Here is a 20,409-nt window from a genome sequence, read left to right on the forward strand (position 1 = left end):
GACAACAAATCGTCGCCCTCAAATTCTATGAGATTGATCCATACCACTTACAATGAAGATAGATAGGATTGTTATAGGGGTACATATTTTGATATTATAGAAATGGGAAGAAATCCATTTGGTGGGATTTATGAACTGCGTCATGCGTCATTTTGTTATCTGTCATGCTGCTATCATCAGGAGGACTAAGGAGGTTCATGGTGAGTAATGAGCATAAAGAACTCATGGAATTCTTAGCCGGCCAATTCAGTAAGATAAACCAACGCTTTGAAAGTCTGGACCAACACTTTTCCAGTATGGAAACGAATGTGAACCAACGCTTTGAAAGTCTGGACCAACGCTTTTCCAGAATGGAAACAGATGTGAATCAACGCTTTGAAAGTCTGGAACAGCGCTTTGCCAGCATGGAAACAGATGTAAGCCAACGTTTTGAGCATCTGACAACGGATATGAACCAGCGCTTTGAGTATCTGACAGCGGATATGAACCAGCGTTTTGAGCATCTGACAACAGATATGAACCAACGCTTCGAGCGTCTGACAACAGATGTAAACCAACGCTTTGACAACTTGGAAAATACGGTTGATCATTTGCGGCAAGCGGTGTTAGAGGTATCCAACGAGATCAACACCATTCGGCAAGAAGTGCCGTCTGATGCCCCGAATTTTTATTTTCAGCGCCGGGTAAACGAACTGGAGCGACAAGTATTAGATTTAGTAGAAAAATTAAACGAGAAGCAGTGACATCGACAATTTATTTGTCAAGAGCTAAAGCACTTATCTTACCGTCTTAACGTAGTGGCATGGCGCTCCTCTGAAACAAACTCCTCTTTACACTCAAACAACCTAGTGACAGTTTACCCATTATCTATGAGGTGACATAAAAAAACCGCCTTGTCTGCCGGATGACGAGGCGGCTTTTATGATGTTGGTATGAATTCCGGTTGACTGTGCATGGAAGTGGTTTGTTCGATTCTGATCTGTATTAGGGATGATGGCTGAATATGGAGAAAAGAAAGGAAAACGGAGAATAGAACCGGATATTATTTATATACGATATGGGGTTTGACTCCGCGGAGAAAAGCTTCCATTTTCGCCCGAATCTCCAAAGGCACATCGTACTTGCGCAGTGCCCCGGTCAAGTGGCGAATGGTGATTTCGTATTCTTGATCGGTAATGTTAAGCCCCTTGTGTGCATGGCTCAATTTGCGGCCGTTGTATACTTCCGGACCTCCCAGAGCATACGTGACTAAAAAATACATCTGGTGCATCCGAAGCTTATCGGTGTCTGCTTCCAAAAAATGATGGTTGACCCTGGGGTCTTTAATCATTCGGTCATAAAACTCATTGACTACCGCGGACACCGCCTCATCACCCAACAATTCATACAAGCTCATATTGTGCAGTGTGAAGACCCCCTTTTTTAATCCTTTTAAATATTATACATGCTGATGAATGGGTTTGTCGTGGCAGTTTCTGTGGGGTTTTGTACGAGGCCACATGTGAACAACGGGTTTTGCTGTCACCCTGTTTCATGCCATAATGCACCAGCCATGGAGGGTATGGAGTCATGAATCCGTTGAGAGGGGTTTTGAAGGTGTGTGGTATGTTTAAGGAAAGGGTTTGAAGCGAGAAGGATCGAGAGGAAAACCGGATGAATCGCATGGACCGATTATAGATAGCGAGCGAGAAAACCCAGCCCTTTAGGGTTGGGATGAAAGCGAGCGCACCACGGGCACTTCCTTCGGTCGTCGGACGAGGGAGGGTTTCCCCCATACGCTAAGTCCGACAGTTTTTGTCCTGAATCCGAACACACGCTCCCTTTTCTATGGTAAAATATTCATGGGAGGAGGTGAAGCCAGTGATCCGAACTTACAAATTCAAGTTAGTTCCGACCATCGAGCAAATATCGAGTGGAGCCTGGACATGTGCCGATGGCTATACAACAGCATGCTGGAACAACGTCGTTTTGCCTACAAGAGACGAGGTCTTTCCTTGAGCTATCATCAGCAAGCGACGGAACTTCCTTCATTGAAAAAGGAACTTCCCGCATTTAAACAGATTTACTCCCAGGTCCTGCAGCAAGTGGTGAAGCGCCTCGACTGGGCTTTTCAACATTTTTTCCGTCGCGTCAAACGGGGAGAAAAGCCGGGGCTTCCTCGTTTTCAGGGAAAAAACCGGTTTGATTCCTTGATTTACCCGCAAGCAAAGCCGTCTATGTTCCAAGGGAAATTCCTCCGTGTCCCTAAGATTGGCAATATCCGTATCAAGATACATCGCCAAATGGAAGGGATACCAAAGACCCTCACCATTAAAAGAAAGAATGGTCGGTACTATGCAATGGTAACCTGTGAGATGGAGCCTTCCCCCCTGAAACCCAGTGGGAAACGGGTAGGAATTGACCTGGGAGTGAAACACTTTGCGGTCACTTCAGACAACGAGTTCTTCCCGGCGATGCACTTTTTGGAGAAAGGGTTAAGAAAGATCAAGCGATTGCAACGAATGGTATCCCGTCGAAAGAAAGGTTCGAACCGTCGGCGCAAAGCGGTGGCGTTGTTGGCGAAAGCTCATGAGAGGGTGGCGAATCAACGAAAAGACCTTGCTCATCAGATCAGCCGTTCCCTGGTGGATCGCTATGACCTCTTCGCGTTTGAGAAACTCAACATCAAAGGGATGGTGAAAAACCGTCCCCTAGCAAAAAAGATTACGGATGCCGCTTGGCGGCAGTTGATCGACTTCACCACTTACAAGGCAGAATGGGCCGGGTAAGGAAGTGAAGTTGGTCGATCCTCACAACACGTCCCAGCTTTGTTCGCAATGTGGTCGGATGGTAAAGAAAGACTTAAGTGTCCGTGTTCACTCTTGTCGCTGTGGCTACAGAGAGGATCGGGATCTCAACGCGGCGCAAAACATTCTTCATCGAGCCATCGGCTTCGTACCAGAATATAAGGTCAGCTAGCTTGAACTCCAACTTTTTTAGGCTCGGGCGGAGCCTTCGGGAGAGGGCAGCGGGTTACCGCACCCCATGATCCGAGAAGCCCACGGCTTTAGCCGTGTGGAGCAAGTCACATGGATACCATCTGTATCGCCGGTAAAACATTTCAGTTTACGGAGCAGGGGCCGATTGGGTTGCTTAAAGGGAAAAAAGCGGTTCACATCCAGACCAGTGGAGGCGTTTGGTCGAAAGGACCGGCGTCTGCCATGGATTTTAGCAGCCGGTACCTGCATGCACTGTTAGGTTTTATGGGTGTAACCGATGTGGAATCCATTTTTGCGGAAGGAATGGCCTTATACCCGGAAAAAACGGAGACGATTTTTTCCGATGTGGTTTTGCGTGCACGGGAGGTGGCCGAGCGTTTTGCGGGTTAGGAAGAAAAACGACAGGAGAGAAGAAGAGTGAAAGGGGATCTGAAAAACAGGTACAACTCCCTCTTTTTTAAGGAATTTTCCAGTGTGGTAAAGAGGGCGTACCCTTCTTTTGACGACGCTCGGTTTATGGATCGTATATTTGATCAGGAATGGGAACACCGGGAGTTTAAGCAACGGATGAGGCACGTTACACACTGTCTGCATGCGACCATGGCGATGAATTATTCCGATGCCGTTTCCTTGTTAATGTCTATTGCGGAGAAGTGCCGTGGATTGGAATATTTGTTTTTTCCCGATTATGTGGAGGTCTACGGTTTGGCGGATTGGGAATGTTCGATGGCGGCATTGGAACGGTTTACTGCATTCTCCAGTGCGGAGTTTGCCGTTCGTCGCTTTATGATGCATTCCCCTGCGCGCATGATGTCCCAGATGGTGGACTGGGCCCGTCATCCGGATCACCATGTCAGAAGGCTGGCCAGTGAAGGATGCCGCCCCCGTCTGCCCTGGGCCAAGCCGATCCCATTTCTTCGAGAAGATCCAGCTCCTGTCCTTCCCATCTTGGAGACATTGAAAGCGGATGAATCCGAGTATGTGCGAAAAAGCGTGGCCAACCACATCAACGACATCTCCAAAGATCATCCGGGCCTCGTCTTGGATCTCGCCCGCCAGTGGGCAGGGTCCCATCCCCGGACGGATTGGATCCTCAAACACGGCTGCCGCACCTTATTGAAAAAAGGAAACCGTGAAGCATTGGACCTGTTTGGGTTCTACGCTCCCGCTCATGTGACCGTCAACAATCTTTCTCTGAAGAACCGGCAAATCCGTCTAGGCGATTCATTGGAATTTACGTTTCAGCTGTGCAACCAGGCCTCTTCACCGCAGCACATTCGTCTGGAATACGCCATCGATTATGTAAAAGCAAAGGGAAGCACTTCCCGCAAGGTGTTCAAGATATCGGAAAAAAGCTATCCATCCGGAAGGACCGAGGTGGTCAGGAGGCAACGGTTCAAGGATCTGACAACCCGGAAGCATTACGAGGGCTGGCATCGCCTCGCAGTGATCGTAAATGGCCATTCGCTTGCGGAAGAGACGTTTTATTTGTCGGTACCGCCTGTAGGTCTGGGGGAGAAAGCATAACATAGAGCCCTGCAAATGCCGGAATGACTGGGCATTTGCAGGGCACTTTTTAAACTTCCGATACCGTTTGATTATCGGATGTTAGAAGATGTCCTTTGGATCTTGGTGATAGCCGATTTGGAACTCCTTTTGAAGAGCATACAATTCTTTTAAATAGGTGATCCGATTCTCTTCGCTTAACATGGTGCATAGAGCCATTTGGTAAATGACCTGCTTTTCCTTTTTTTCATAATTGTATTTACGACAAAGCTCTAAGGCCTTCTTGTATTGCTGTATGGAGTTGGTCAGGTTGCCGTTCTTTTTATGGAAATTGGCTAAAATCAGAAGGTCATTTATTAAATAGGGGGCATTATTTATCTTTTCTGAAGCATCAATTGACTTTTTAATGGTTTCAAAAGCTTGCGTTTCCTTGCCTATCCGCATGTATAAGACACTTAACCTTGAATAAACATTTGTTTGAGATACTAAATGTGACGGTAGATTCTCTTCTAGTGATCTCGCTGTGATTAAGCAAGTTTCAGCCGATTCCCACTCTTTCAGGTTCATATATACGCTTCCCAAAACGATCCATAATGTTAGAAGAGAATAGTAGACTTTATTTTTGGCAGCGATGCGAATACCTCTTGTAGCAAATTCAATTGCTTCCTCATACATACCCATTTTTCTGGAGACTTCGGACCGGATCCAATATAAGGTTAGGAGCGTGTCTGAGTCTTCAATATCTCCTTTTTCATCCCACACTTGCAGGATTGTTTGATAGCTTGCATGTAGATTTCCGAGCCTCTCAAGATAAATAGCTTTATTTCGATAAAGCATAAACCAAAGGGATTTTCCTGATTTATTATCAATAAAGCTTTCTATCCCTTTTTCAGTAAAATAAAGAGCTCTATTCAAATCATTTCTGTAAAAAAATATATAACCCAAATTGTTGTAACTGCAGGATTTTATATTTTGTTCAGGACATAAGTCTTCGAATTGAATAGCTTTAAAAAATAGTTTCTCAGCTCTGTTATACTTTTCTTCGGCGAGCAAACATTTTGCTTTTAAATAATGGTGAAAAGCAAGTAAGGGGTGGTTCTCGTTTAATTTGACTTTGTCCAAATAGAATGACGCCTTTTTAAGTTGTTTTGCGTCGATTAAAGATTCGATTGACATTAGCTTAAGTAGTATTTCATCCGTTTGCTCTTTTTCTTGCAGGAGCATTTTCGGAATGACGCTTTCGTCAAGGTCTAACCTTTCCATTATATATAAAATTTTTCTCTTACTTACATGAGAAACTCCTCGTTCAATATTGCTGATGGTGGCGGGAGAAATGTTCTGATCGGCAAGATCCTCCAGACGGAGTCCCCGCTCTTTTCGTGTTTGCCGAATGATCTTCCCCAACTCTTCGTATGATGATGACTGAATGATTAATCACCTCTCATCCAACAGCTCGTCAAATATTTCATCATCACTAAGTTCAGTCATGCTTTGGACTTTTGTAAAATGATGATGGAATGTTTCCCAATCGATCTCTTGATCGTTTCCGAATAATGAAAGTTTGTATATAATCTGTTGTTCTTTCCGTTTCCATTGGTGCTGTCTGGATAATTCCAAGGCTTTTTGATAATACCCATATGATGCACCTAAATGGTTGAGGACTTTTTGTATTCCCCCCATAATCACCAAGGCTTCTACCAGATATGAGGTTTCTTGCAGTCTTTCCCCCCAATCAATTGTTTTTTGAGCCGCAGTTAGGGATTCTGATTTTTTACCCAGTTGGATGTATGCAATGGCGAGTTGAGAGTATGTGTAGATCAGGATACTCCTGTTGTCCAAACTCAATTGATCGCTTAGCTCTAATGCCACTTGAAGGAAAAACTCTGCCTGATCCCATTTTTCCTGATCGAGGTGGATCACTCCTAAAACGGTCCATAGATTAAATTGTGACTCGTACTTTTCATTCCGTTGTGCTAATTCAATTCCTTGGTAAGCATAGTTAATCGCTTCATCGATGTTCCCCAACTGACGCGATAGTTCGGCGCGTAACCAGTAAAGAGTCAGGATAGTATCGATTTCCTCAATCTTGTCAAGATTGTCCCATAAATCGGAAACAATCTTCATACTTTCCATGTAACGATCAGATCGTTCCAGGAACAATGCTTTATTTCGGTGTAGGGAATACCAGAGATGTGGGTTGTTTCCGTTATGTTTAAACGCTTGAATCCCTTTGTCGGTGGTTTCTAAAGCTTCTTTCATGTTGTTCGTGGTGTAATGAAGATATCCCCAGTCCAAATAGCAAGCGGCCTTCACATTGTCTAAATCTGTTCCCTCATCCGCAAGTTGAATGGCTTTTTGATATAAGTCGCTTGCAGGTTGGTAGTTTTGATTTATCAGATGGAACTTGGCGTGAAGGTGATGAATTTGCGGTGACAACAGGTGGTCGGCTTCCATGGGCAAGTCATTTAGGATCTGTTCAGCTTTAGATAATTTGGAGGCGGATAGAAGTGTATCTACGGCTTTCATTTTTTGATGGAGGATTCGGACTTGATCTTTCTCTTTTAAAAGCAATTCGGGTATTCGTTCCAACCGGATCTGCAATTTGTTTGCCAGATAAAGCACCTTTTCATTGCTGACATGAGGAACCCCTCGTTCAATGTTGCTGATTGTTGTAGGAGAGATGTGTTCGTCTGCCAAATCCTCTAATCGCAATCCCCGTTCTCTTCGTGTTTTGCGAATGAACTTGCCCAATTCATAAAATTTAGTATCTCCCATATGGGCCTCCATTTCAGTAGGATCTTGTTAATAAGTGGATACTTTCGATTATAATCGTTGTTGCAAAATGGTAAAAGGGATTTATTGCAAAAAAATAGCCTTCCGAGAGGAAAGCAAAATAAGTAATATGATATTTATTAGGCACGACCGGGTTCGCTTGCAGTTGTAATGATGTTACTTAATGTTGGGCTTTGTAAATTCGTAGAGGAAATATCCCCAAAAAACAGTGTAAGGGTAAGCCCAAATACTACAAGAGATAGGGCTAATCTAGATACTGACATCATCGAGCAAATCCTCCTCATCACTTTGCATGTCTTGTTGTAGTACATAGATATTCCGTATAGCCTTTTGGAATTCCTCCTCGTTTACACCTTCCCAATAGTTGGCTAAATATCTTGTTACTTGGAGCTCTTTATGTTTTAAATTGTATTTAAGAGACAGATCTAGAGCTTCCTTGTAATGATTTAATGCGGGGTTCCTATCGTTGTGTGCAACACGGAAATTCCCCATAATCAAATGTGAGTTAATCAGTCTTGGGGCATCGTTATATTTATTTGCATTGCTAATTGCGTTTTTGATCATACTGAAAGCTTCCTCGGTTTTTCCCTGGCGCATATATACAATTCCTAGACGTGAATAGGAGTTTGTAAGGGATCTCTTCTGATCTTCATTCAGGCATTTCTCGAGCTCCAATGCCGTAACGAAACAGAATTCGGCTTTTTCCCATTTACGGAGGTTCATGTGAATACTGCCCAATAACTCCCACAAAGTGAATGTCGAATAGTAATTCTTATTTCTTCTAGCCAGTTCTTCACCTTCATAAGCAAACTGCAGGGCTTCTTGGTAAATCCCCATTCTTCTGAGTATTTCGGCTCGTAGCCAATAAAAGCTTAATACTGTTTCTACATCCTGAACAGTATTGAGATGATCCCATATTCCCTGGACTACTCTCATACTTTCCGCTAAGCGTCCCAATCTTTCCAGATAGATTGCCTTGTTGCGATTAAGCAAAGGCCAAAGGTACTCTCTTTCCCCTGTTTTTCTATAGGCATCTATTCCGCTATCAGTAAATTTTAAAGCTTGTTCCAAATTATTCAGTTTATACTGGATAAACCCCAACTCTGAAAAACTCGCGGTTTCAATGTTAGTTTTAGTTTCTTCTCCGCTGGAAAGTTGAATTGCACGATAATAATTGCGTTCAGCCCGTTTTAGCTTTCCACTGCTCATATAACATTTCCCTTGCAAAAAATACTTTGTGGAAGCATAAGGGTGCTTATCATCCAACTCGATTTTATCCAGGATGGATTGGGCTTTATCGGTGCTGCCGGCATCGATTAAGGTCTCGGCCGCGATGAACAAATCTCGCAGTTCGGTGAGTTCCTCTTTCTCTTTTAACAACAATTCCGGAATTTCTTCTAATTTCAACTCCAGCTTGTCCAGCAGGTAATAGGTTTTATCCATACTGACATGCGGGACGCCACGTTCGATGTTGCTGATGGTGGCAGGAGAGATGTTGTCGTCTGCCAGGTCTTCCAGGCGGAGGCCACGGTCTTTGCGGGTCTTGCGGATAATTTCACCCAGTTCGTGTATCTCCATGGTCTTCATGTGAGTCCACCTTTCTACGAAATCTAGAAGATTTATCATTATTTTATACGAATATAACGATAAATGGAATACTACACAGCGTGTGGTGTTCATTATTTTCATGCAAATTTTACTGGTAATTGTTTCATGTTTGTTGAAAAGAGGACCCGAGGCCCTCTGACGAGGGTTCGGGCCCTTTGATTGGTGCGCTGATCAGACTTCGGTTATCATGACCGCAGCGCTTAACATGAGGAACATCATGATGATGGAAATGACCAGGCTGACGAGGAAGATGCCGAAGCCCCACCAGCCCCATGCGCGCTGGACTTTCTGGAAGTGTTCCACATCGCGCCATTCTTTGTTGTTCCAGGCCCACTCATTTCCTTTGAGACCCAGGACGATGATCATTACGAGGTTAACTAAAGGAATGAAGCCCAAAAGTGCGATCCAGACGTTGTTGAAGATGCCCCAGATCGGGCCGAGGAAAAAAGCGCCCCAGCTCCATTTTTTGATTTCGGCGGGCACGCTTTCCTGGGTTTGGACCGTTGTTTCCATGCTCTTCACTTTCCTTCCGTCGGAATGATTGGATGAATAAAAAAATCCTCCTATATAAGTGTTCGAAAGGAGGGGGCATTTTCGTGTCGTTTTTTGTCGATATTTTTTCACATCGATGGGTTTGCAGGAATTCCAGTGGGGCGGGGAGAAAAAAGCCTGCTGTTACCGGTACAGTTTCTGGTCATGATCCATGATTGATTGTATGATAGTATTGTCTAAGGTTGGTCTTATCTGATAATTTGAACGAATACGGTTGCCTCAAGTCTGGAATCATTTCTATGAATACTGAGGAGATAATGAATGGAAGGCAAGCGATTGGCCGGTAGGTATGACATTCTCCAGCGTGTGGGCGGCGGTGGGATGGCCGTTGTCTACAAAGCAAAAGATTTGCTGCTGGAACGCTATGTTGCCGTCAAAGTGATGAGTGAATCACTGATGCACGATGAGGAATTTATCCGTCGCTTTATCCGGGAAGTAAAAGCTTCCGCAGCCTTGTCCCATCCCAATGTGGTCAATGTATACGACGTAAACCGGGAAGGTTCGATCTACTACATGACCATGGAATACGTAGAGGGGCAATCCTTGTACGAATGCATTGAACAGAAAGGAGCTTTTTCTCCGGAAGAATCCGTCTCCATCGTTTCTCAAATCTGCGATGGGTTGGCTCACGCACACGAAAACGGGATTATACACCGGGACATCAAACCTCATAACATCATGCGCCTTTCGAACGGGCGGGTGAAGGTCACCGACTTCGGTATTTCTGTTCTTCTCAACAATCCTGCCATTACCCAAACAGGGATGGTGATGGGTTCGGTTCATTACATATCACCGGAACAAACCACAGGAGATCCCGTCGGATATTTTTCGGACGTATACTCCCTGGGTATTCTGCTTTATGAGCTGGTGACGGGTACCGTTCCCTTTGATGGGGAGAACTTTGTTTCCATTTCGCTGAAACACCTCGAGGAACCGCTCCCGGATCCACGGAAAATCAATCCCAATATCCCGGAGCGTTTATGCGAGATCATTAATCAAGCGACGGAAAAGGATCCGAGCAAACGGTTCCAGAGTGTACTGGAGATGAAACAAGCCCTGCAACAATCCATCACGACCGGTGGAAGGCGGAGGGCTGTCGACGGTGAGAGGAAAAAGCAGAAAAAAATTCTGGTGGGTTTGGGATCAGCCATTATCGTTGCGGTCGCTTTTTTTGTCGTTCAAGCAATCGCCGGCAACGATTTTGCAGAAGACAACAGCGAGGAGCCTTTGGAAACCCACTCTCTATCAGAAGAGGAGACGCCAAGTCCAAGTGAAGACATGGACATTATCGAAGGCAACCACCCCTGGTGGCGGGAGCTTCCCTCTGCGGCCGAAAAGGATAACGAGACTTTTTATCGTTACCGGGTAAGCGGATCGGATGGGAAGTATGAAATCTCGGTCGATGTCAAAGACATCCCCGTGTCCCAGTTTTATTACAACATCTACGTAGTGGACAGCTTCAGTTCCCGTTTGGTTCTCAAAGGAAGAAGCGTTTCTTTCCGTAAAGAGCCGGGAAAAGAATTTACTACTGTTCAGTTTCCCGTTTCGCTGCCACAACGGCTGCTTCCAACCGAGGGAATTGCCAAAATCGAAATGTATTGGATGCGGGAAAATGAGTCCACCAAGGCGGATGTGATGGGTGACTTGCTACAGATGTGGGGACAGCCGCAATTTTAGGACTCTCATGTTTCTCCTTCTTCCAATCGATCTCGTGTTTTCTTGGAGGGAGGCTTGGTTTTCCGGCGGCGAGACTTGTGCTCTTTGAGTGCATTAGAACAGAGACGGAAAACCAAGCCGACCGATCTTTCAGAGTGAAGGCCCCAGGTAACAGATGGAGGGACCGGATAGGCACTAGGTCCGTCGAACGATCCAACTCAATCCTTTTTTCGGAGAGAAGAATCCCGCATAAATCGTTACAATCAATCATGCACTCATATTTTAGCGGGGATGGGGATAAACGATGGGTCAGTTTCGATGGACCGACCGGAAAAAGGGAATCGAGCGGGTAGCGGTATATGTGAGCCGGGGGTTTACACTGGAAGAATCGATCGACGGGATGTTGGCGGAGAATCGATATGCGGTTGGGGAGGGCATGAGTGAATTGCAGCGCAAGCGTTTGGGAAACGATGCGCAGGCTTTGGTCGAGGAATGGCAAGTCGAACGGAAGCAGGAGCAAAAAAGGGAAACATACATTCCGGCTTGGATTCGCCTTCGCCGGTGATTCCATAAAAAACCGCGTACAACCCGAGAGGGCTGCACGCGGTTTTTTTAGGTTATTCCGTACGTATTAATCAACCGTGCGAATGGTTTTGAGGGTTGCCATCAGGATCAGGCAAAAGAAAAAGGAGAGCCCGCCGAAAATGAGTAAGAGAGACGATAATGCGACTCCATTGTTGAGAAACATCGTGACCATGCCGTGTGACAGAGGAACCAGACCGGTGGTAGCGGTGGTGACCAAACTCATCACTCTCCCGATTTTATCCGTGGGGGTCCGTTCCTGAAGCAGGGTTACCAACAGCGTATTCCCCATGGTAAGCACCACTCCGCCCGCCAACAGAGCAAGGATGGCGGCGGTCCATTGACTGGCGATTCCCAGGGAAAACACACATCCTCCAAAGGTGGATAAGCATCCCCATGCCAACAAGGCTCTTTTTTTCTTCAGTTTTACGCTGGCGATGGTCAGTCCGCCGAGCAGCATTCCCACCGCGATGGAGATTTCCAGATAGCTTAAGTGAAGCGCCGTGCCGCTGTTCTGTTCTACAAAAAGGGGAATGGCCACCGACAATGGCCCCGTCAGCAGGAGACTGACGATGAAAACCGTCAATAATAAGGCGATAAGAAACGAATCCTGCCGGGCGAACAAGAACACGTCTTTGCCGTCTTGAAGGAAAGACGTGTTTTCTTGTTCCTGTCCCATCCGGGTTTGGGGATCACGGATAAATAAAATCCATAACGCACCAAACAACAAGATCAGGGCGATGACACCAAAGAGCCAATCATAAGAGGCCACCGTTAATACCAATGCTCCAAGCAAAGGCCCTCCCATGTATCCTGCCTGTCGGGTCATTTCGATAATGGAATTGGCTTGCGCCAATTGCTCCTTGGGCACGATTACGGGGATCAAGGAGGAGGATGCCGGCCAGTAAAAGGCGTCCAATACCCCGTAGATCAAGGCGAAAACGAGCAGCCATTTAAACGTCAGCACATCCAATAAAAAGCAGATCACCATGATCAGCAATAATCCACAACGGGTGCAATCCGACAGAAACAGGATGCGGGTGCGCCTGATACGATCCGCCAAAATCCCTCCGATCGGCATAAGCAGCAAACGCGGAATGGCTGTCGCCATTAACACAAGTCCCAACGACGCTCCCATTTTCAAATGATTGACGACATACCAAGATTCCGATAGCAGATAGATCGCGGTGGCGAAGCTGGTAAAGAGGCTGGACAGCCAAGCGAATAGAAAAGCGTGATTCCGAAACAGCGATGAATGTTTCCGTTCCTGCGGCTGCTGCTCTGTTACGGCTAGGGATTGGCTCATCAATGGGACCTCCGTATGGATTTCCTATGCCCTTTTAATATTTAAATAATCGTTAAAGTTATCTTAAAGAATGATTTTATTATGATAAGAAATGATGATGCGCTTGGACAATCATTCCATGTTGGATCATATCGTATAATTTCGTTTATAACAAGAGGATTCCTCTATATAATAGTGGAAAAAATGCGTAAATGTGAAGTTGACAAATCCATAAAGGAACTTTTAAAAAGAAATCACTTGTGCTTTTATTTTATTTGTATATAGTATTGAATAGTGTAAAAATATTCTTCGTCAACCAGGATATAATCGTTCTTTCAATCTGTAATGGGAATCGTGAAGGTTTTAGAAAGCACGCCGGATACCTTCATCCCTAAAAAATCAAAAATCATATGCAAAGGGGACGATTTTTGAAAACCATTTGCAAATGGAATGATGGGAGAGGGTTAAAAATGCTTCATGGAGAGAAACGTCTCAATCGGGTGGGGGAGAGCGTGGGAATTCCCCGTGTTCCGTTGACTTCCGCAAAATCGGGGCGGAATCGATTGGTTTTGGAGTGGGATCTTTCGTTGGTGGAAGGGCTCCGCAGGCTGGTTGATTCCTGGAGGGTGGAAGAATCGGATCTGGCTCAAGTCCTGTGGGGCATTTTGCTGTACAAATACCAGTTGGCGGACGAAGGGGTGTATCCGGCGGTCTGTTGGCGGAAGGACGACCGTCCGTGGAAGCCGACATCCGAGTGGTCTGATCATGCCCGGTTAGCCCGAATATCCGTCGGGGAGAATTCGTCGGTGGTGGAGTGTTGCCGCCGCTTGCGGGAGGAAAAACACGGCTGGATTTCGGTGAAAGCGTCCGGACTAATGGGAAAAGAGTCCCCTTTGTTTGTGTACGAGGAAGGAAAAGGGGTGCTTCACCCGCCTCAAGAAGACACCAGCCGGAGCCGGGGAGCGGAACCGGATCTTTGGCTTCATTGGGTGTCCGACGCAAGGGTCCGTCTGGCTGTGGATTACGATTGTGCCGTTTATGACGACGACATTGCCCGCCGTCTGCTCGGACACCTTCGCCGTCTGGCGGAGCAGATCGTTGCGGATCCCGGGATGTGCGTGTCGGAGATGGAATTGGTGACGGCGGAGGAAAAGGAGACGCTGCTGTTTCATTGGAACGGTACGGAACACCCCTATCCCAAAAATCGGACGCTTCATCAGCTGTTTCGAGAACAGTTGGAGCGCACGCCTGATCATGCAGCAGTGGTTTTTGGCGACGAGCGGGTCACCTACCGTGAATTAGGGGAACGTTCCGATCGGTTGGCTTGTTGGTTGCGGGAGAAGGGAGTGAAGCGGGGAGACGTGGTGGGGCTGTTGGTGGATCGCTCCCCGATGATGATCACGGCGATCTTGGCCGTCCTGAAGGCGGGGGGCGCATATCTTCCCATCGATCCATCCACCCCGCCGGAACGAACGGCGTTTATGCTGAAAGACAGCAGAGCCCGACTTTTGTTGAAAGATCCCCATCTCGAAACGGCTTTCCATTATGACGGTCTTTTGCTGGATCTGATTCCCGAAACGGCGTTTCACTCGCACGAGAGCGGTTGGCAGGATGAAAGCCAGTCCGATGATGTGGCCTATATCATGTATACTTCCGGCTCCACCGGAAAGCCAAAGGGCATTTTGACTACGCACCGAAATGTGGTGCGAACCGTTGTGAACAACGGATATGTGGTCATGCGGGATGACGACAAGGTGCTGCAGCTTTCCAACTACGCCTTTGACGGTTCCACATTCGATATCTACCATGCTTTGTTAAACGGTGCGGCGTTGGTAATGGTTTCACAAGAGGACGTCTTGGATTTTTCCCGGTTGTCCCGTTTGATCGTCGATGAAGGGGTAACAGTCTCTTTTATGACCACGGCCTTGTTTAATACCTTGGTGGATGTGGATGCGGCTTGTTTGGCCGGACTTCGGAAGATCTTTTTCGGGGGAGAGAAAGTATCGCCCAAGCATGTGGAAAAGGCGCTCGCTTGCCTGGGGGAAAATCGGCTGGTCCATGTGTATGGTCCCACCGAAACCACCGTTTTCGCCACGTTTCACCCGGTGACGGACAACGATACGGCCTGCGGCATCATCCCTATCGGACGACCGATTCACAACACCACTGTGTATGTGCTTGACTCCGGTGACCGGTTACAGCCGGTGGGGATTCCGGGGGAATTGTGCATCGGGGGCGATGGTCTGGCGAAAGGATATCTGAACCAGCCGGAACTGGATGCGGACAAGTTTGTGGACCATCCGTTTCTTCCGGGAGAAAAACTATACCGGACAGGGGATTTGGTGCGGCGTTTGCCCGACGGGGCGATCCAGTTTCTGGATCGGATCGACCAACAGGTAAAAATCCGTGGACATCGTATCGAGCTGGGGGAAATCGAGTCGCGAATCTTGGAGTTTCCCGGCGTCAGCAAAGCGGCAGTCACGGCGCGGACAGATGAACAGGGCCATTCTCACTTATGCGCCTATGTGGTAAGCGACGGTGAATGGACGGTGGACCAACTGAACCGCCATCTCTCCAAGGCCCTTCCTGCCTATATGATTCCCACCCATTATGTGGGATTGGACGTGTTGCCGCTGACGCCGAACGGCAAGGTGGATCGCCGGGCCTTGCCCTTGCCGTCGGCGCGGTCAGAGTCGGTTGTAACAGAGGCCCCCGCGACGGAGACGGAAAAACGGCTGCTGCAGTTGTGGCAGGAAGTGCTGGGAATCGATCGCATCGGGATTCGGGATCCGTTTTTCGAAGTGGGCGGGCACTCTCTGAAAGCGGCACTGCTGCTGTCACGGATCCGGCGGGAGTGGAACGTAGAGCTGCCGTTGTCGGCATTGTTTGAGCATTCTACGGTGGAACGGCTGGCCCGGTACATCGACGAAGCGGAGCAGGTCGGGTTGGAATCGATTCCCCGTGTCGCACCGGGAGGCTCTTATCCGGTCTCTTCGGCACAAAAGCGCTTGTATGCCGTACAACAATGGGATGTTACCAGTACAAGCTATCATACTCCCTTTCTGTATGAAATCACGGGACCCCTTTTTATCGAAGGGTTGCAGACGGTCTTTCGCACCTTGATTGACCGTCATGAAGCCTTGCGAACCTCGTTTCATTACGAAAACGGGGAACTGAGGCAGCGGGTGCATGATCGTGTCCGGTGGGACCTGGAGCGGTTGGAGGCGGATACACAGAGCCTGGAGGCGACTGCACGTTCATTTATTCGTCCCTTCCGGCTGGATCGGGCGCCTTTGTTCCGTGTGGGGCTGATCCGCCTGGGTCCGAATCGGCATGTGCTGTTGATGGACATGCACCACATTATCTCCGACGGGTTGTCGGTTGCTCTCCTCAACCGGGAAATCAGTCGGTTGGCTGCCGGAGAAACGTTGCCGTCGCTGCCGTTCCAGTACAAGGATTACGCGGTATGGCAGAGACGGCTGCTCGCCGAAGGAAAGATGGCTGAACAGGAAGCGTACTGGAAGGGGAATTTAGCAGGGGAATTGCCGGTGTTGGAGTTGCCGACGGACCGTCCGCGGCCTCCGGTGCAGTCCTTTGACGGAGAACGGATGACCCGGGAGTGGGACAGAGCGGAGACAGAGTCGCTGCGGGCGTTTGCCCGGAAACAGGGGGTCACTCCTTTTATGGTCCTGTTGGCGGGTTATTATTGGCTGTTGTCCAAAATAAGCGGCCAGGAGGACATCATTGTGGGAACTCCCCACATGGGCCGGTCTCACCCGGATCTGGAATCCATATTCGGGATGTTTGTCAATACGTTGCCGCTGCGTCAGGGTACGCAGCAGGACCAACCATTCCACGGGTTCCTGCAACAGGTGAAAAAGCGGGTGCTGGAGGCGTTCCAGCATGGGGATTATCCGCTGGAAGAGATGATCGACTCCCTGGATATGCACCGCGACCCCAGCCGAAATCCGTTGTTTGACACCCTCTTCATCATGCAGAACATGGATTTGCCGGATCCGATTTTCCCCGGAACGCAGGTTCGCGCCTGCGATCCGCCGTGGCAGGGAGCCAAGGCGGATTTGGCATGGGAAGTGTTTGATCGGGATGCCATCCACATCAGAGTAGAATATAACACCGATTTGTTTGATCGGGAGACCGTCCAGCGGCTGCTCCGCCATTACCGGCATGTCATGCAGCAACTGATCGCGGATTCCGCCCTCACCTTGGCAGAGGTGGAGCTCTTGACGGAGAAGGAAAAAGAACGGATCCTGGAGGCCTTTAACGATACCTGCACGGATTATCCCGCCGCCCGCACCTTGCATGAATGGTTTGAAATGCAGGCGGCAAACACCCCCGACCGGGTGGCGGTGGAGGGGGAGGAGGAAGAATGGACCTACCGGATCCTGAACGAGCGGGCCAACCAATTGGCCCGAGTGTTGCGGGATAAAGGGGTGGGACGGGATCACTTCGTCAACCTGATGGTGGATCGCTCGGTGTCCATGCTGGTGGGAATGTTGGCCATTCTTAAGGCGGGGGGAGCGTATGTTCCGATCGATCCCGATTTGCCTTCTCGCCGGATTGAAGCATTGCTGGAAGAGACGGAGTCACCGCTTTTATTGACTCAAAGTCACCTGAATGTTCCCCCTGGCTACGGGGGGGAGGTGATGGTAATCGACGATAACCGGTGGTTCCGGGGAGAGGGAAGCAACCTGAAGTCCGTCAGCGGCTCTGGGGATCTCGCCTACATGATCTTTACATCCGGATCGACAGGAAAGCCCAAGGGAGTGATGGTGGAACACCAGGGAGTATGCAATATCGTACAGCTGATGCGGCAAAACGGAATAGCCCGACCCGGGGGTCGCCAGCTCCAGTTTTATTCGGTCAGTTTCGATGCCTCCATCTTGGATATGTTCCCCTCCCTGTTGTCGGGAGCCACCTTGGTGTTGACGAAAAAAGAGATGCTTCTCTCACCGGATTTCCTCGATTGGCTGGACCGAAAGCGAATCACAAACGCCGGTTTGATGCCGTCGGTGTTGCGCTCGCTGCCGTACAGGGATCTCCCCCATCTGGAATCGATTCTCGTGGGCGGGGAGCCGCTTACCGCCGATGTGGTCGATCCCTGGGCACGGGATCAGCTCTTCATCAACATGTACGGACCGACGGAAGCCACCGTCACAGCCACCCAGATGTTCTGTCGGCCGGGGATGGACCGGATCCCCATCGGGAAACCGATTTTGAACAAACGGGTGTATATCTTAAATGAGCAAGATCAACCGCAACCGATTGGCGTCCCCGGAGAGCTCTGCATCTCCGGGGTGGGGATCGCACGCGGGTATTGGAAACGTCCAGCCCTTACCCGGGAGAAGTTCGTTCCGGATCCTTTCCGGCAGGGGTTGCGCATGTACAAGACAGGAGACCGAGCCCGCTGGCTTTCTGATGGAACCATTGAATTCCTGGGACGGATGGATGACCAGGTAAAAATCCGCGGCCATCGCGTCGAGTTGGACGAAGTGACCGGACGGCTGCTGGAACATCCCCAGGTAAAAGAGGGAATTGTCATCGACAGACGGGACGGAGGGGATCCTTATCTGTGCGCCTATGCGGTCCTTGAGGAGGGGGCGGACGGTTCCGATGTGAGGACGCATCTGGCGGAAGTGCTGCCCGGGTACATGGTCCCTTCCCATGTGGTGCGGCTTGCACGGTTGCCGTTGACGGCCAATAACAAAGTGGATCGGCGGGCGTTGCCCCTTCCCGACCCTTCGGCAGAAGCGAAACAAACTAAACAGCCCCCCCGCAATCGGGTCGAACAGATTCTGGCGGAAGTCTGGACGGAGGTGTTGAAGACGGATGAGGTGGGCATCCATGATCACTTCCTGGAATGGGGAGGGGATTCTATCAAGGGTATTCAAATCGCGGCCAAACTGAATGCCCGCGGTTTGAAGTTGGATACGAAGGATCTTTATCGGTACCCCACCATTTACGAGCTGGCCCCCCATGTAAAGGAAGCCGACGCACCCACAAACCAGGGGCCGGTGGTGGGCGAGGTGCCGCTGACACCCATCCAACAGTGGTTTTTTGATACCCAGACACAGGATCCCCATCACTGGAATCAGGCGATGATGGGTTATCATCCCGCGGGTTGGGAAGAGCAGGCGGTACAGCGGGTACTCTCCGCTCTCGTCCAACACCATGATGCCTTGCGGATGCGATACCGCCGCGAGAAAAATCGGGTGATTCAAACTAACTTGCCTGTGGCGGGGAACCATGTGAGTCTGGAAACCTTCGACTGGACCGGAAACAGGAACGCCGCCGCTCTCATGGAACGGGAAGCGGAGCGGATGCAGGCGTCCCTGGATCTGGAACAGGGTCCGCTGATGCGTGCCGGGCTGTTTCGGACGGGGGAAGGGGACCATCTGCTGTTGATTATTCACCATTTGGTGGTGGACGGGGTATCGTGGCGAATTCTACTGGAAGATTTTCAGACGGGCTATGAACAAGTCTTGCAGGGAAAAGAGATCCGATTCCCGGAGAAGACCAGTTCCGTTCAGGAATGGAGCCGCCGCCTGCGGCAGATGGCCCATGAGAAATCACCGCTCGCGGAAATCTCTTATTGGCGTTCGCTGGAAGAGAGGAAGGTTGCCGGCATTCCCAAGGACCGTGAAGGACCCGATCCGTGTGAACGCCGGGAAACGGAAGTGGAAAGCGTATCATTGGATGCGGAAACCACCCGTCTGCTGTTGACGGAGGCCCATCGGGCGTACCGGACGGAAATCACCGATTTGTTGTTGGCGGCCTTGGTTTCCGTAGTGAAGGAGTGGACCGATGGAGAGACGGTCGCCATTCAGATGGAGGGTCACGGCCGGGAAGAAATCATCGATGGAGTCGATCTGTCGCGGACGGTCGGTTGGTTTACTTCCACCTACCCTGTTCTCTTTTCCTGTCGTGAGCATGGGATCGACCAGATGATCAAGTCCGTAAAGGAGACGCTTCGCCGGGTTCCTAACAAAGGGATCGGCTACGGGATCCTGCGTTATCTCGCTCCGGAAAGCGCACGGTCTTCCATGAAGTTTTCGTTGTGTCCTTCAATCGGTTTCAATTATCTGGGTCAATACGATGCCGGACCTTGGCAGGTGGCAGGAGTGGGAGTGGCGCCGTTGCCGTCGGGGGATCCGATGGGACCCCGCTCATGGATGCCGGTTCCATTGGATATAAACGGAATGGTGTTGGAGGGCACGATGCGATTTGCTTTTCGTTACAATCGGAAGATTTTGCACCGGGAAACCATCAAGCGACTGGCGGAGCGCTTCAAAAGCCAATTGACCAACGTTGTCCGCCATTGTACAGCCAAAACAGAGACGGAATACACCCCGAGTGATTTCAGCGCCAACGATATTCAAATGGACGAATTGGAACAGTTTTTAGAGTCTTTAAAGTAGTGAGGATGTGGTG

The 20,409-nt window shown here is 49.1% G+C and carries 14 protein-coding genes; 8 read left to right on the forward strand and 6 right to left on the reverse strand.

Annotated elements, in window-relative coordinates:
* Positions 1-200: 200 nt before the first annotated feature.
* Entirely contained in the window at positions 201-743 is a 543-nt protein-coding gene (locus JOE21_RS13855; protein WP_309867352.1) for a hypothetical protein, read from the forward strand.
* Positions 744-1,042: 299 nt separating this feature from the next.
* On the opposite strand, the gene JOE21_RS13860 is transcribed toward JOE21_RS13855, so the two are convergent.
* A complete protein-coding gene (locus JOE21_RS13860; protein WP_309867354.1) occupies positions 1,043-1,396 on the reverse strand; it encodes a group I truncated hemoglobin in 354 nt (117 codons plus the stop codon).
* Between the two features lie 445 nt (positions 1,397-1,841).
* On the opposite strand from JOE21_RS13860, the gene JOE21_RS13865 reads away from it, so the two are divergent.
* The 4 genes from JOE21_RS13865 to JOE21_RS13875 all read left to right on the forward strand — a co-directional run bounded on the left by JOE21_RS13865 (position 1,842) and on the right by JOE21_RS13875 (position 4,505).
* Positions 1,842-2,768 (forward strand): RNA-guided endonuclease InsQ/TnpB family protein, encoded by a 927-nt coding sequence (locus JOE21_RS13865; protein WP_309867356.1) that lies wholly within the window; start codon positions 1,842-1,844, stop codon positions 2,766-2,768.
* A gap of 4 nt (positions 2,769-2,772) precedes the next feature.
* Complete coding sequence (locus JOE21_RS17810) at positions 2,773-2,958, forward strand: zinc ribbon domain-containing protein (protein WP_374709379.1); 186 nt, start codon at positions 2,773-2,775, stop codon at positions 2,956-2,958.
* A gap of 110 nt (positions 2,959-3,068) precedes the next feature.
* Positions 3,069-3,368 carry an FMN-dependent NADH-azoreductase gene (locus JOE21_RS13870; RefSeq protein WP_309867359.1) on the forward strand — a complete coding sequence of 100 codons (300 nt, stop codon included), beginning with the start codon at positions 3,069-3,071 and terminating at the stop codon, positions 3,366-3,368.
* A 27-nt stretch (positions 3,369-3,395) separates the two neighbouring features.
* The gene (locus tag JOE21_RS13875; RefSeq protein WP_309867361.1) at positions 3,396-4,505 is read left to right on the forward strand and encodes a DNA alkylation repair protein; all 1,110 of its coding nucleotides are present in this window, start codon (positions 3,396-3,398) and stop codon (positions 4,503-4,505) included.
* A gap of 81 nt (positions 4,506-4,586) precedes the next feature.
* Here the strand turns inward: JOE21_RS13875 and JOE21_RS13880 are convergent, their stop codons facing one another.
* From JOE21_RS13880 to JOE21_RS13895, 4 genes are all read right to left on the reverse strand, one after another.
* Entirely contained in the window at positions 4,587-5,888 is a 1,302-nt protein-coding gene (locus JOE21_RS13880; protein ID WP_309867364.1) for a helix-turn-helix domain-containing protein, read from the reverse strand.
* A 30-nt stretch (positions 5,889-5,918) separates the two neighbouring features.
* Positions 5,919-7,259: a helix-turn-helix domain-containing protein gene (locus tag JOE21_RS13885; protein WP_309867367.1), complete on the reverse strand. Its 1,341-nt coding sequence runs from the start codon at positions 7,257-7,259 to the stop codon at positions 5,919-5,921.
* Between the two features lie 267 nt (positions 7,260-7,526).
* Positions 7,527-8,864, reverse strand: coding sequence for a tetratricopeptide repeat protein (locus tag JOE21_RS13890; protein ID WP_309867370.1), 1,338 nt, complete (start codon positions 8,862-8,864; stop codon positions 7,527-7,529).
* Positions 8,865-9,056: 192 nt separating this feature from the next.
* Complete coding sequence (locus JOE21_RS13895; RefSeq protein ID WP_309867373.1) at positions 9,057-9,398, reverse strand: ribonuclease G; 342 nt, start codon at positions 9,396-9,398, stop codon at positions 9,057-9,059.
* Between the two features lie 300 nt (positions 9,399-9,698).
* Between JOE21_RS13895 and JOE21_RS13900 the strand changes: the two genes are divergently transcribed.
* The gene (locus JOE21_RS13900; protein WP_309867375.1) at positions 9,699-11,114 is read left to right on the forward strand and encodes a protein kinase domain-containing protein; all 1,416 of its coding nucleotides are present in this window, start codon (positions 9,699-9,701) and stop codon (positions 11,112-11,114) included.
* 283 nt (positions 11,115-11,397) lie between these two features.
* A complete protein-coding gene (locus tag JOE21_RS13905; protein ID WP_309867377.1) occupies positions 11,398-11,658 on the forward strand; it encodes a hypothetical protein in 261 nt (86 codons plus the stop codon).
* A gap of 66 nt (positions 11,659-11,724) precedes the next feature.
* Here JOE21_RS13905 and JOE21_RS13910 read toward each other — a convergent pair whose 3' ends face one another.
* Positions 11,725-12,981, reverse strand: a complete 1,257-nt coding sequence (locus JOE21_RS13910; protein ID WP_309867379.1) for an MFS transporter — start codon at positions 12,979-12,981, stop codon at positions 11,725-11,727.
* Positions 12,982-13,430: 449 nt separating this feature from the next.
* Here JOE21_RS13910 and JOE21_RS13915 point away from each other — a divergent pair, with 449 nt between their 5' ends.
* The gene (locus JOE21_RS13915) at positions 13,431-20,396 is read left to right on the forward strand and encodes a non-ribosomal peptide synthetase (protein WP_309867382.1); all 6,966 of its coding nucleotides are present in this window, start codon (positions 13,431-13,433) and stop codon (positions 20,394-20,396) included.
* Positions 20,397-20,409: the final 13 nt, after the last annotated feature.

This window comes from Desmospora profundinema (assembly GCF_031454155.1).
In the GTDB taxonomy this organism is placed as follows: Bacteria; Bacillota; Bacilli; order Thermoactinomycetales; family DSM-45169; genus Desmospora; species Desmospora profundinema.

Coding starts and splice junctions, on each gene's coding strand:
- JOE21_RS13905 (WP_309867377.1), top strand. CDS start 11,398: ATGGGTCAGTTTCGATGGACCGACCGGAAAAAGGGAATCGAGCGGGTA.
- JOE21_RS13885 (WP_309867367.1), bottom strand. CDS start 7,259: ATGGGAGATACTAAATTTTATGAATTGGGCAAGTTCATTCGCAAAACA.
- JOE21_RS13915 (WP_309867382.1), top strand. CDS start 13,431: ATGCTTCATGGAGAGAAACGTCTCAATCGGGTGGGGGAGAGCGTGGGA.
- JOE21_RS13900 (WP_309867375.1), top strand. CDS start 9,699: ATGGAAGGCAAGCGATTGGCCGGTAGGTATGACATTCTCCAGCGTGTG.
- JOE21_RS13910 (WP_309867379.1), bottom strand. CDS start 12,981: ATGAGCCAATCCCTAGCCGTAACAGAGCAGCAGCCGCAGGAACGGAAA.
- JOE21_RS13890 (WP_309867370.1), bottom strand. CDS start 8,864: ATGAAGACCATGGAGATACACGAACTGGGTGAAATTATCCGCAAGACC.
- JOE21_RS13870 (WP_309867359.1), top strand. CDS start 3,069: ATGGATACCATCTGTATCGCCGGTAAAACATTTCAGTTTACGGAGCAG.
- JOE21_RS13865 (WP_309867356.1), top strand. CDS start 1,842: ATGGGAGGAGGTGAAGCCAGTGATCCGAACTTACAAATTCAAGTTAGT.
- JOE21_RS13860 (WP_309867354.1), bottom strand. CDS start 1,396: ATGAGCTTGTATGAATTGTTGGGTGATGAGGCGGTGTCCGCGGTAGTC.
- JOE21_RS13895 (WP_309867373.1), bottom strand. CDS start 9,398: ATGGAAACAACGGTCCAAACCCAGGAAAGCGTGCCCGCCGAAATCAAA.